Below are 13,766 nucleotides of genomic sequence, written 5' to 3' on the forward strand. Positions count from 1 at the left end.
AATAAGAAATAAAGTTAAAAGTAAATACAATAAAATAAATATCGATCAATTAAAGAGAGAACGTATATGATTTTTTATATGTCCTCTCATGTGAAGATTATTATAGATTAATTTCGAATAGTAACAATATCTTGTTTTACGTTGTTTATATAGACAACTGCTCCTGGATAAAAGTTTCCTTCTACAATTCCATCTTCTTTAAGTACTTTACATTCTGTATATATTTCACCAGTAGTACCAACAATCCCTGCTTTAATTTTTGAACCAGCAATTATAGTTCCGCCTTTAACAACACCTACAGGATTTGTATAGTTTATTTCATTTTGTGCAACCATATTAGTTTGATATGAACCTTTGCCAGTAATAATTATATCCCCACAGGAATTTAAATCACAACTTTGAGCATAAGCTATAGTCAGGTTAATAGTTTCTTCTGGTAACACTACAATTTCATCTAAAAATTCTGCCAACTCATTATAAAAAGATAATAACATTTTAAAGCCCACTTCCTTTAATAAAGATATCTGTATAAGAGAGTTTTTTAAGTTTTTAATTAGATTATCAATCTTAAAGCAGTCATTTTTGTCAAGTAATGAAGAAAGTTCATTTATACTCTTTATTTTATTCTCAATACTTTCTTTATATTGACATATAATATTTATTTTATCTTGTGGATTATTTGATGTATTAGCTTTAATTTTTCTAATCATAGTCATAATATTTTGGTTAATTTCAATAAAATAAGGACTAGCTAAATAAAGTTTGCTTTGTTCTATTCCTGCCTGTATTTTACAACTAATAGCTTTTCCATGGATTTGAACAGAATTTTCTGCAAAAATTTCAGCATTATAAGCTGAACCAGCTATTTCAATATTTCCAGTTGCACGAATTGATATCTCATCTAAAACATTACCTTTTGCTACTACATCTCCTTCAAAGTTTATATTACCCATTTCTTTACTTAAGTCACCATTTACATATAGTACTGGAACTACAGTAATTATACCTTTTTTTAGATAAGGTCTACCTTTTATTGATGAGATAACCTTTGTATCATCTTCATCTAAATATGCACCTTCTCCAGCTTGAAGAATTATGTCTTTTACATTTTTAGGTTTTACTTCTTGGCCTGTCAAAGTAACACCAACAGTACCCATTATAGCAGCTTGTTTTTTATGTGCTAGTACTTCTCCTTTATTCACAATAGGCTCCATACCATCAGTGATGGTTTTTTCTAATAAGGAAGGGGAATATGTAACTTCTGCTGGTTGACTTTGTACTAACTCAATCCCTCGTGCAACAATTAAACTAGAGCTATTTGAATCAGAGACAAAAGTCTTAATACTATCAAGATCGATAAAATTTTCTTTTATATTAGCATTTTCTAATAAATCTAAACATTGTTGAACTGTGATTTCTTGAGGTGCAATCTCATTAAAACCTACTTCTATAAAACCATGATTCGTTTTTTCAATATCTTTCAAATAAAAAGTTTTTCCTTTTTTATGGACTACATTTAAAGTAGCAACCATTCTATCTTCCGAAAAAGACAGTGTAACATGATTAATAGGTTCTATATGATGAAAAGTAATGTCGATAATGTCATTTTCTTTTAAAGCAATACGAGAAGAGACTACCTTATCATTTACAGTTAAAGTGACATGTTCGTTATTTACATATAAAAGAGGCGAGTTGTCATCTTCTGAGGGGTTATGTACAGTTATTTTACCATCTTTGATAGATACATAGGAAGACGATTCATCGTATTGCAGAGCTGGTTCTTGCCTTTGCTGTGGTTCGTTTATAGCAGGATCATTGTCTAATAATGAAATTTCGTAAACCCCCATATTTTTAGACAACCATTTTTTCTTAGGACTTTGTATAGTTTTAATTGTGTAATTTCCATCTAGTAAAGTCATCTTAGTTTTAGCAATTTCTATTGCTTCTTTTTCACTACTGGCTTTTATCTTCATGTTACACCCCTTTTATAATTTATCAAAAAATGAGGGTACCTTAAGGGCACCCTCGCAAGCGATTTTATTGTTAGTAGCTCGACGATCATATCGTAATTTCGACTTAGACTCGTAGCTTTGCGTCACCATTTTTCAATAGTTTTGCCCATATATATATATTAACAGTTTTTAATAGATACGTAAACAATAGATTGTAATTTTGTGGTTGAAAATGGTTATATACTTTAATTTACCGTGAGTACTGATTTTAATTATTTAATATAATATAATCATAATAGGTTAATAAAAAATATTATTACAAGAAGGTGAAGCTTTGTTATACCGAAATATGGGCAATACAGACGAAAAAATATCTATTTTGGGATATGGATGTATGAGATTCCCTAGAAAGAATGGAAAAATTGATGAAGAGAGAGCTGAGAAGCAAGTAATTAAGGCTATAGAAAGCGGTGTGAATTATTTTGACACAGCTTATATTTATCCTGGAAGTGAAAAGGTATTAGGTAAGATACTTGAAAAAGGGTACAGAGACAAGGTAAAGATTGCTACAAAGTTACCACCTTATCTAGTACACTCTAGAAAAGATATGGACAAGATTTTAGAAGCAGAGTTAATACGCCTAAGGACAGATTACATCGATTATTATTTAATACATGCTCTACCTGATATGGAAAGTTGGGTTAGATTCAAAGATTTAGGTGGATTAGAATTTTTGATAGAAGCTCAAGCTTCTGGCAAAGTAAAACATGTAGGTTTTTCATTTCATGGTAATGTAAAAAATTTTAAAAAAATTGTAGATGACTACCCATGGATATTTTGTCAAATACAGTATAATTACTTAGATGAAAACTATCAAGCAGGCAGGGAGGGGATGGAATATGCATCTCAAAAAGGCTTAGGTATCATAATTATGGAACCTCTAAGAGGTGGAATGTTAGTAAAAAAAATGCCTGATGAAGTGCAAAAGATATGGGATTGTAGTGTCGTAAAACGAACTCCAGCAGAGTGGGCTTTAAAATGGATATGGAACCATCCGCAAGTTACAACTGTACTATCAGGAATGAATGTAGAAGCACATATAGAAGAAAATATAAAAATTGCTCAAGTCGCTACGCCATTATCCCTTACAAAAGATGAATTAAAATTAGTGGAAAATGCTAAAAATGTATTTGATAAAAGCATGAAAATCGGTTGTACAGGATGTGGTTATTGTATGCCGTGTCCTGTAGGCGTAGATATTCCTTCTTGCTTCGAGTTCTATAATGAGAAACATATGTTTGGAGGTTTTTCTATGTATATGACTAATACGACAGGTATTACAGGAGGTAATCCAACCTATGCATCGTTATGTGTAGAGTGTGGTAAATGCGAGCAACATTGTCCACAGAATTTACCTATACGCCAAAATCTCAAAGATGTTTCAAAAGATATGGAAGGATATATTATGAAATCTTTAGTTAAAGTTGCTAAATTATATTTTAATATTAAAAAGAGAATGAATACAAAATAATTTCTTTCTTACGATCACGAGTCTTTATTTTATGATTAGAATAATCAACCTAGTTTGCTGAAATCAAAACTTTGCTATTATACTAGAATAACGCGTCTAAGACGCTTTCTTTGGAATAAATATTATTTAGTTAGGAGTTTTTTAAGTGGAAATAGTAAAATTAAAAGAAGAAATGATAATGTTCTTAGAGGATATGGGCATGGATTATCGTGAAATAGATTTTGAAGAAGAAACTAATATATTTATAAAACATATGGAAAATGGATTGGCAAAAAACAATTTAGATTTAAAAATGATACCAACTTATATTGATCTTAATAGAGAAATTAAATTTGTTGAACCAATAATTGTTATAGATGCTGGAGGAACAAATTTTAGAAGGGCATTAGTAAGCTTTAAGGAAGATGAAGTAATTATCGAAGAATTTCAAACTTTTTCAATGCCAGGTAGCAAAGGTGAAATAACAAAAACAGAATTCTTTGATACAATTGTGAAATATATAGAACCTTTATTAAATAAGAGTACTGAAATTGGGTTTTGTTTTTCTTATCCTGTTGAAATTTTACCGAATGCAGATGGTAAAGTTTTGTCACTATCAAAAGAAGTAAAAGTAAAAGATATAGAGAATGTAAAATTAGGAGAAACATTACTTGAACACATTAAGAAGTACGGGTATAAAGAAAATAAAAAGGTTGTAATTTTAAACGATACTACAGCTGTTTTACTCAGTGGAATGAGTATATCTTCAAAAACAAGGTATCATTCATATATTGGACTTATATTAGGAACAGGAACTAATACATGTTATCAAGAGGAGAATAATAATATTTTAAAAGATCAATTAATATTAAAGAAAAAGGGAAAGACCATTATTAATATTGAATCTGGTGGTTACAATGGAGTTAATCGAGGAATAATAGATAAGATACTAGATAACAAAAGCAATAATCCAAATGAACAGCAGTTCGAAAAAATGATTTCAGGAGCATATCAAGGCATTTTAATCTTCGAAAGTATCAAAAAAGCTGGAGAGGATGGTTATATATCAAAAGAATTTTATCAAGGAATAAAAAATATACTAAACATATCATCTAAAGATGTCTCTGATTTTCACAATAGTCCTTACTCAAAGGACAATGTTATTAGTGAGCTTCTAGATATGTATGGTACAGAAGAAGATAGAATAAAGATGTTTTATTTAATAGATTTTCTAATAGAGAGAGCTGCAAAATTACTAGTGATAAATATCAAAGCAATAATAAAACACACAAATGCAGGAAGAAATCCATGTCAGCCAGTTTGTATAAGCGTTGATGGTTCTGCATTTTATGGTTCTCAATTATTTATGAGCAAGTTTGATTATTATGTTAAAAAGTATATTAATAACGAAGGTTACTATGTAAAACGTATTAAAGTTGAAGATGGTATTTTAATTGGTGCAGCAAAAAGTGTATTGATTAGTAAGGATAACCGATAATGCATATATAATATAGGATAAATTTAAATTAATAGAAGAGTATTGACATGAAGGGCGTAGTCATATACTATATTATACTATATGACTGACCGGTCGGTCGGGTGAAGGAGGTAGGAAAGAATGTTGTCAAAATTTAGTGTAAGAAAACCATATACAGTATTTGTTGCTGTGATTTTGATACTTATTCTAGGTGTAATCTCTTTTATGAATTTAAAAACAGATTTATTACCTAGTTTAGATTTACCATATGTGGTAGTAGTTACACCTTATCCAGGGGCAAGTCCTGAAGAAGTTGAGACAGTAATAACAAGGCCAATCGAACAAACTTTAGCTACTACAAGTAATATTAAAAATGTGAGCTCCATCTCAAATGAAAATTCGTCTATGGTAATATTAGAGTTCAATGACGGTGCTAATATGGATTCGGCTATTATAGAAATAAATGGAAATATAGACTTGATAAAGGCTGCCTGGAGCGATAGTGTAGGAACCCCTACAGTGATTAAGATGAATCCTGATATGCTTCCAGTTATGATGACTGCAGTAGACATAGAAGGAATGGATGTAGCAGAGCTTTCTAAAATAGTAAGTGAGAAAATTATGCATGAACTAGAAAGCGTAGAAGGTGTTGCTTCTGTAACAGGCATAGGTTTTGTACAGGACAGTATAAAAGTAGAGTTAAGTCCAGATAAGATAGAAAGCTTAAACAAAAAGATACTAAATAATATTGATAGTGAACTTTCAAAGGCTGAAAATGAACTAGAAAAAGCGAAGAAAGAGATCAACAATGGTCTAGTTCAATTAGAGTCAGAAAATGAAAAACAAACTGCACAATTAGCTGAAGGTGAAATAGCTATATCACAAGCAAAATCTGAGTTAGATTCTGCATTAACACAGTTAGATTCAGCAGAAACTGAGTTGCAAAGTAATAAAAATCAAGTTGAATTAGCTCTTAACACTTTAGTATTAGGAGAAAATCAACTGATAAAAAGGCAAGAGGAATTAAAAAATTTAGGTGACGAAATAACAGAACAAGAAAAACAAGAATTAGAGATTATTCGAAATAGTATCTCGAGTTTACAACCAGAAAAGAAAAATTTAACTGATAGTTTGACAGTTATAAATGCAAGTTTAAATGAAATTAGAACACAAAAAAATACACTTATTTCTAATAAAGATGAAGTATTAGAACAAGAAAAACAGATAGAGCAAGGTAAAACATTATTACATACAGAAATTAACAATGCTAGATCACAGTTAAAGGAAGGGGAAGCTACTGTAAATAAAACATTAGCTGAACTTAAAAATTCAAAGGAAGAAGCATTTAAAAACGCTAATCTGGAAGGAATAATAACTGACACTATGATATCTGGTATATTAACAGCTCAAAATTTCTCTATGCCAGCTGGATATATAACAGATCAAGGTGTAGATTATTTAATAAAAGTTGGTGATAAGATAGAAGACGAAGCTGAAGTAGGTAAGCTCCTTCTATTTGATACTAAGATAGATGGCATTGGAAAAATATATCTAAATGATGTAGCTGAAATTGATATGACAGATAATTCTGAAGAGTCTTATGCTAAAGTTAATGGTAGAGATGTTGTACTTTTATCTTTTCAAAAGCAGAGCAATTACTCAACAGCAGAAGTAAGTAATAGTATAAGAGATAAAATTGATCAAATCACAACAAATGACGAAAGTATAACAATTACTACTCTAATGGATCAAGGAGTATATATTGATATTATTGTAGATTCAGTAATGAAAAATTTAATCTATGGTGCAATATTAGCTATACTAATATTATTAGTTTTCTTAAAGGACGTGAAGCCAACACTAATTATCGCGTTATCTATACCAATAAGTTTAGTTTTCGCTATTGCTATGATGTATTTCACTGGTGTAACTATAAATATAATTTCTTTAGGTGGCTTAGCTCTTGGCGTCGGTATGCTAGTAGACAACTCTGTGGTAGTAATAGAAAATGTATATAGATTAAAAAATGAGGGATTGTCGTCTCGCGAAGCTTCAATTAAAGGTGCAAGGCAAGTTGCAGGAGCGTTGATTGCATCAACATTAACGACTGTATCTGTATTTCTTCCCATAGTATTTACAGAGGGTATATCAAGACAGATATTTACTGACATGGGATTAACAATTGCATACTCTTTGCTAGCTAGTCTAATAATTGCCCTGACATTAGTTCCAGTGTTGACTTCTAAAATATTTAATAATCTTAATGAAAAAGAACACAAAACATTTGATAAGATAATAAGTGTCTATGAAAGATTACTTAATAAAGCATTGAGACATAAAATAATTATGATGGCTTTTGTAGTAGTTTTACTTGGAATCACAGTTGCTTCGACATTTTCAATGGGGACATCTTTTATACCAGAAATGGATGGAACAGAGTTATCAGTAAATTTAGAAATGGATAAAGATAGTACATTTGAAGAGAAAATTGAAATGACCGACACTATTGTAGATAGAATCATGGATATTGATGGAATTGACTCAATAGGAGCTTTTTCTAATGAAGGTAATGGTGGAATGGGTATGGGTGCTTCTACAAATAATATGTCACTATATGTTTTGTTAGATGAAGATAAACCTATTTCTAACCGACAAATTGAAAGAGCAATTAAAAGTAGAACAGAAGATCTAGATGTAAATATATCTATTGGTTCTAGTATGGATATTAGTGCTATAGCTGGAGATGGTATGGAGATTATTATAAAAGGAAATGACATTGATAAACTCAGAGAAATTTCTAATGATATAGCGCTTATTCTAACGGATACAGAAGGAACTGTTGATGTTAAAACTGGATTTGAAGAAAATGCAGTGGAGTTGAGAATTAAAGTAGATAAAGAAAAAGCTATGGAAGAAGGACTTACTGTAGTACAAGTGTATAATAGTGTAAGGGAAATAATTTCAGATGGCCAAACTGCAACTACTATTAATGTAGATAACAAAGAATACCCTATAATAGTTGTAAATAGTAGTAAACAAATACCTGCTAAAGATGATATAGAAAATATGAAAATAACTATAGAAGTAGAGGGTGAAGAAGAGGAAATTAGGATTGGAGATATTGCTGAGGTAATTGAAGCACAAGGATTGCCATCCATTAAAAGAGATGCCCAAGAAAGATATGTTTCTGTTTTAGCTAATATTGATAATGAACATAATATTGGTATAGTGAGTAGAGATTTTGAATCAAAGCTTGCTAAATACGATGTGCCATCGGGTTATAGTGTTAAGATTTCTGGTGAGACTGAAACGATAAATGAAACATTATTCGATTTATTAAAAATGATTTTGTTGGCCATAGTATTTATTTATTTAATAATGGTAGCACAATTTCAATCCTTGTTATCACCATTTATAGTAATGTTTACTATTCCTCTTGCTGTTACAGGTGGACTACTGGCCTTACTTATTACAGGAAGCGATATAAGTATCATTTCAATGCTAGGTTTCCTTGTGTTAAGTGGTGTAGTAGTTAATAATGGGATAGTATTTGTCGACTATACAAATCAACTAAGAGAACAGGGAATAGGCAAAAAAGAAGCCCTAATAGAAACGGGCAAAGTTCGTTTAAGACCAATTTTAATGACTGCTATTACAACAATACTCGGATTAACAACTCTAGCAATTGGTGTAGGAACCGGTGCTGAGATGTTACAGCCTTTAGCAATAGTAGCTATAGGTGGATTAATATATGCAACTTTACTTACCTTGTTTATTGTGCCAGTTATGTATGATATTTTTGTTAAAGATAAAAAAAATAAACAAATAGAGGGTAAATAAGGTGAGGTCAATAGAATACTCTCAAAAAGATATATTAATTTTTAATGGAGTGATCAATTTAATTAAAGGTGGAGCAAATCCATATTTGATAACTGTTTCTGAAATTGCCGCATCAGCAGGAGTTGGTAAGGGAACAATCTACGATTATTTTGAATCGAAAGAAGAAGTAATTAAAAAAGCCATACTGTTTAATTTCAATAATGAAATAGATTACTTCTATAAAAAAATTGCAACAAAGAAAGGATTTAAAGAAAAATATTATGAAATATTTAATTCAATTGTAGAAAACTTGCAAAACAAGTTTTCTACAGTGAATATCTTAATGACATTAGGAAAACTACCTGAATTTCATATCAGCGAAAAGCAAGATAGCTGTGAATTTAATAAACATATACTAAGAATACAAGCCATAATAGATGATTTGTTAGTTAGTGGATATAAAGAGGGAATAATTAAAAAGATAGAAAGTCAATACTATCAAAATATGGTAATAAAAAGTTCATTATTTTCATTTACAAATTATATGTCTATGCAAATGATATATAAGGAAACTAGTGTAAAAGAAGCTATGGACGCTGCCTACAAAATAGTAATTAAGTCATTAAATTAGGTAGTAACAACTCCAAATTTATTACACTACCATATACTACCCATCAAATATAAAAGATCAAACAACACTTGTTTGATCTTTTATATTTGGTGTTTATTCTTTTATAATATCTTTTACTCTTCCAACTAGATTATCTCTGTCTAACATTACTTTTATACCGTGAGGGTGTGTATTGCTGTTTGTAAGTATTTTTTTAATATAACCTCTTGTTAACTTTCCTGTATTTTGATCTTTTTTTAATACAATATCTACTAATAAACCAACCTTAATATCACTTCTATTTTGTCCTTTCAAATGGATACTCCTATGTTTTAGTATTTTTGTTTTCTTGTTTTGATTTTTCTACAAATTCGCTCAGTTTTATTGCATTTTTTTTTATCGTATTACTTCCTTTAACAATTACAAGTTTTGCTAATTTTAATTTTGCTATCCCACTTTTGGTTTCAAGTATAGCAATAGATTTTATCAAATTTTTAAATTCTTCTGCACTAGATTTATCTTTATGATTGACATCATTTGGTATATTTATCTTATTAAAATCATCCATATTAATACCACCTTTTAATTATGAATTACTAATAGTATACACTATTTGTTTCTTATTTTATAGTGATAGGTTTTATCCCGCATTAACATGCACTAAGATTCTCACTTCAAGATTTTAAGAAGAAAAAAGAAAGTGGGCGATTAAGTGCCTGTAAAAGCCGCGACACTCGCCAAATGAACGTAAACTTTCATCGACGTACATTAATAACTACACAGTTAAATTAGCAAGCTATTTAACTGCTCCGTCATTAAGGTGATACGAAAATATATTTTCGCTTGGCTCGTTGTTTCGCGAAAACTAATATTCAGTAGGGGATGAAGAAAACCCCTACTGAATAAAGTTTCGCTTTATATTTTTAATTATATAGGATTGACTGTTGTCGTTAACTAATAATAAAATAAGAATAGATAACATATAAAATATATATTGGAGTGGTTACAATAATAGAAGAAGAAATTAATATAGAAAAAAGAAAAAAGAATAAAAAATTCTTAGTAGCAGTAGCGACAAAAGATGATAGGATTATCAATCAACATTTTGGGCATGCTACCAGATTTGGTATTTATGAATATAATAATGGTAGTATTCAAGAAATAGAGAAAGTAGAAGTCAGCAGTTTTTGTAATGGCCCAGGGGAATGTGATGATGCAGAAAAAAAGCTCCGCGCAATTTTAAGAGCTATTGATAAATGTAAATTTGTAATGATTATGAGAATAGGAAATCATCCTAAAAGTGTGTTAGAAGAAGAAGGAAAGATAGTAATTGAAACATATGGATTAATTGAAGAGGAAATAGAAAAAGTAGCATTAAGTATTTAATGGTATAGATTATATAAAAAAAGTAGATATGGTGGTGGATACATTGCTAAATTCAAACGCTAATACAAGACATAATATTAGATACTCAAGACAAATAATTATGGATGAGATAGGTAAAGAAGGTCAAGAAAAGCTGTTTCAGGCAAAGGTCCTTGTAGTAGGTGCAGGGGGATTAGGCTGTCCAGTTCTCACATATCTTGTAGGTGCTGGTGTGGGGACTATTGGTATTGTAGATTTTGATAGTGTTGGTCTGTCAAATTTAAATAGACAAACTCTATACAGAACAGAAGATGTTGGCAAGAAGAAGGTTCAAGCAGCAAAAGAGACTCTAGTAAAATTAAACGAAGATGTTACTATTAATACTTATTCAGTTAGAATAGATGTAGATAATATAGAAGAGCTTATTAAAGAGTATGATTTTATAGTGGATGCTCTTGATAATTTTTCTGCAAGATATTTATTGAGTGATGCTTGTTATTTTCAAAAGAAGATTTTATTTGAAGGTGCTGCAGTTTCTACATACGGAACAGCTACTACTATAGTACCAGATGTTACACCCTGTTATAGATGTTTACAACCAGTTCCTCCTGCAGACGGAATTACACCTTCTTGTAGTGATATTGGGGTGTTAGGTATGATTACTGGAGTTATTGGTTCAATACAAGCATTAGAAGTAATTAAAGTAATAGTTGGATTTGGAAAACCATTATACGGCAGAATGGTATACTTTGATGGCAATTTTCTTGAGTTACAAGAATTCGAATATGAAAAAACGGAAAACTGTCCTATTTGTGGTAAGAATCCGACTATACTGGAATTAGAACAATATGAAATTAAATGTAAGATGAAAATAGTAGATAAAGAATAAATAATATTCTGATAAACAATATTACTTAGTTTTATTATATAATGAAGTAATAAATTTTACTGATAGTAATGCTATGAGAACTCCAATTATTACTCCACCTACTATATCAGAGGGATAATGTACAAATAAATAAACCCGTGAAAAGGCAATTAATGTAGCTAATATTAAGGCCGCTACTCCCCATTTCTTATTTGTCAAGTAAAGGACAGTTGCAGATGCGAAGGATGTCATAGTATGTCCTGAAGGAAATGAAAAATCTGTTGGGCTTGAGATGAGAAGTATAACTTGAGGAAATACATTAAAAGGACGTATCCTTGCTATAAGAGGTTTTAACGTAATATTACCAATAATTATGCAGAGTAATAGGGAACAAAAAATCATAATACCTATATGCCTGTATTTTTTAATCGACATAAGTAGTAGTGTTATAATTACCCATATTGCTCCGTTATTTCCAATATAAGAAGCAAATATCATAATTTGGTCAAGTATAGGAAAGTGAAAATTGTCATGGATAAATAAAATTAGTTTAACATCTATACCTTGTAGATAAGTCATCGTAGGTCTCCTTTATTTTAGATTAATATGATTTATATCATAAATTCTGGTGGTAGTACTTAGTGGCTACTTTATCCTACGCAGATTATCCTCAACCCCTTTGGGATCTCGGGCGTTGGCACTTGTTCATAGAATTCATTGCCTTTGCTCGTACAAGCACGGAAAATGACTGAATTCTGCAAGCCAATCTGCTGCAGGTAAAATGTTTAATCGACATCAGTAATTAATATGTTCTAAATAGAGTTAATATAACAGTATTAATTTTTTTGCTAAAGGCGATTTTTTAAATTTAATTGAGAACATATAAGTAATACTAAGATTTAAGTAATAAAAAAAGATTAATAATTATATGATAAATTATGGTCAAAAAATATTCAATACTAAATAGGGATAAAAAGTTGATTGTTTTTTTTATATTTGGGTATTCTATTATTGATATAATTGGTACTTATTACTCAAAACTGTAAAATTAACCATATATAAACTATTGATTAATGTGGAATCAAAATTGGGAGGTATACATTATGGATACTAAATACATTTTTTTGATTTATAATCCTGTATCTGGAAACAAGAGCTTTTGTGAGAACTTAGATTATTTCTTTGAAACTTTTCAGAATAAGGGATACGAAATTCATATATATAGAACTAGCTGTGAAGAAGATTTCTCAAAGGCTTTGCAGAGTAGAGATATGAAAATATATGACGCTTTGATTGTTGCCGGAGGCGATGGTTCTATTAATTTCGTATTAAATTGTTTAATTGAACTTAATATAGATATACCATTAGGAGTAATACCAGCTGGAACTATGAATGATATTTGCTATAACATGGGTATGTCTTTAGATATTGTAGAAGCAATAGATTCTCTTTCATTAATGCATATGGAAAAAGTTGATATAGGATTAACTAATGATAAGTATTTCTTAAATACTTGTGGTGCAGGTTTATTTATGGAGGTATCACAAAATACTGATAGACAACTTAAAAATGTAATGGGTAGGGCTGCATATTTACTCACTGGAATTAAAGAATTACCTAAATTTAAAAAGTGGAGAATAAGGATAACAACTGATGAAAAAGTTATAGAAGATGAGTTTTACTTTTTCATAGTTATGAATGGAAAAGGAGCTGGTGGATTTCATAAATTAGCTCCTGAGGCCTCAATGAATGATGGACTCTTTGATTTAATAGCAGTAAAAGCTTGTCCTCTAAATGAATTGCCAATAATTTTTGCAAAAGTACTAACAGGTACTCATACAACAAATAAAAATGTACTACATTTAAAAAGCGAAAACATAAGCATAGAAAATATGGAAGATACATTTGATTTACTTACAGATATGGATGGAGAAGAGGGACCACAGATGCCATTAAAAATGAGTGTAATTCCAAGTCGTATCAAAATGATATTACCACCAAAACAGTAAATAATAAAGGAAATTATAGGTGAGTCCTCAGTAAAAAAATGATAATATTTGTTTAAATAACTTGATTTTTATAATTAAATTATGTATTGTAATACTAATGACAATATCCTAATTGGAGTTGTACAATGGTAAAATATATGATTTTAAAATTATTTA

At 30.0% G+C, this 13,766-nt stretch carries 11 protein-coding genes and 1 riboswitch; of the genes, 7 read left to right on the forward strand and 4 right to left on the reverse strand.

The window, feature by feature from the left end; genetic code table 11:
- Window positions 1–107: 107 nt before the first annotated feature.
- Complete coding sequence (locus GC105_RS08125) at window positions 108–1,973, reverse strand: FapA family protein (protein WP_152803526.1); 1,866 nt, start codon at window positions 1,971–1,973, stop codon at window positions 108–110.
- A 69-nt stretch (window positions 1,974–2,042) separates the two neighbouring features.
- A riboswitch (cyclic di-GMP riboswitch) is annotated at window positions 2,043–2,129 on the reverse strand.
- A gap of 157 nt (window positions 2,130–2,286) precedes the next feature.
- Between GC105_RS08125 and GC105_RS08130 the strand changes: the two genes are divergently transcribed.
- The 4 genes from GC105_RS08130 (at window position 2,287) to GC105_RS08145 (ending at window position 9,389) form a co-directional block, all read left to right on the forward strand.
- Window positions 2,287–3,483 carry an aldo/keto reductase gene (locus GC105_RS08130; protein WP_152803528.1) on the forward strand — a complete coding sequence of 399 codons (1,197 nt, stop codon included), beginning with the start codon at window positions 2,287–2,289 and terminating at the stop codon, window positions 3,481–3,483.
- Between the two features lie 145 nt (window positions 3,484–3,628).
- Window positions 3,629–4,960 (forward strand): hexokinase family protein, encoded by a 1,332-nt coding sequence (locus GC105_RS08135; protein ID WP_152803530.1) that lies wholly within the window; start codon window positions 3,629–3,631, stop codon window positions 4,958–4,960.
- 120 nt (window positions 4,961–5,080) lie between these two features.
- The gene (locus GC105_RS08140) at window positions 5,081–8,779 is read left to right on the forward strand and encodes an efflux RND transporter permease subunit (RefSeq protein WP_152803531.1); all 3,699 of its coding nucleotides are present in this window, start codon (window positions 5,081–5,083) and stop codon (window positions 8,777–8,779) included.
- A gap of 1 nt (window position 8,780) precedes the next feature.
- The gene (locus GC105_RS08145) at window positions 8,781–9,389 is read left to right on the forward strand and encodes a TetR family transcriptional regulator (protein ID WP_152803533.1); all 609 of its coding nucleotides are present in this window, start codon (window positions 8,781–8,783) and stop codon (window positions 9,387–9,389) included.
- Window positions 9,390–9,482: 93 nt separating this feature from the next.
- Here the strand turns inward: GC105_RS08145 and GC105_RS08150 are convergent, their stop codons facing one another.
- Complete coding sequence (locus GC105_RS08150; RefSeq protein WP_152803536.1) at window positions 9,483–9,683, reverse strand: YwbE family protein; 201 nt, start codon at window positions 9,681–9,683, stop codon at window positions 9,483–9,485.
- Between the two features lie 10 nt (window positions 9,684–9,693).
- Window positions 9,694–9,936 carry a hypothetical protein gene (locus GC105_RS08155; protein ID WP_152803538.1) on the reverse strand — a complete coding sequence of 81 codons (243 nt, stop codon included), beginning with the start codon at window positions 9,934–9,936 and terminating at the stop codon, window positions 9,694–9,696.
- A 431-nt stretch (window positions 9,937–10,367) separates the two neighbouring features.
- Between GC105_RS08155 and GC105_RS17230 the strand changes: the two genes are divergently transcribed.
- Together GC105_RS17230 and GC105_RS08165 are read left to right on the forward strand one after the other, a co-directional pair.
- On the forward strand, window positions 10,368–10,754 hold the full coding sequence (locus GC105_RS17230; RefSeq protein ID WP_152803540.1) for a NifB/NifX family molybdenum-iron cluster-binding protein: 387 nt from the start codon (window positions 10,368–10,370) through the stop codon (window positions 10,752–10,754).
- 43 nt (window positions 10,755–10,797) lie between these two features.
- Window positions 10,798–11,622 (forward strand): HesA/MoeB/ThiF family protein, encoded by an 825-nt coding sequence (locus tag GC105_RS08165; protein WP_246169782.1) that lies wholly within the window; start codon window positions 10,798–10,800, stop codon window positions 11,620–11,622.
- 21 nt (window positions 11,623–11,643) lie between these two features.
- Here GC105_RS08165 and GC105_RS08170 read toward each other — a convergent pair whose 3' ends face one another.
- Window positions 11,644–12,180 carry a phosphatase PAP2 family protein gene (locus GC105_RS08170; RefSeq protein ID WP_152803544.1) on the reverse strand — a complete coding sequence of 179 codons (537 nt, stop codon included), beginning with the start codon at window positions 12,178–12,180 and terminating at the stop codon, window positions 11,644–11,646.
- A gap of 524 nt (window positions 12,181–12,704) precedes the next feature.
- On the opposite strand from GC105_RS08170, the gene GC105_RS08175 reads away from it, so the two are divergent.
- Window positions 12,705–13,610 carry a diacylglycerol/lipid kinase family protein gene (locus GC105_RS08175; RefSeq protein ID WP_193708331.1) on the forward strand — a complete coding sequence of 302 codons (906 nt, stop codon included), beginning with the start codon at window positions 12,705–12,707 and terminating at the stop codon, window positions 13,608–13,610.
- Window positions 13,611–13,766: the final 156 nt, after the last annotated feature.

Origin of the sequence: Alkalibaculum sporogenes (assembly GCF_009362815.1) — a bacterium.
Taxonomy (GTDB): domain Bacteria; phylum Bacillota; class Clostridia; order Eubacteriales; family Alkalibacteraceae; genus Alkalibaculum_A; species Alkalibaculum_A sporogenes.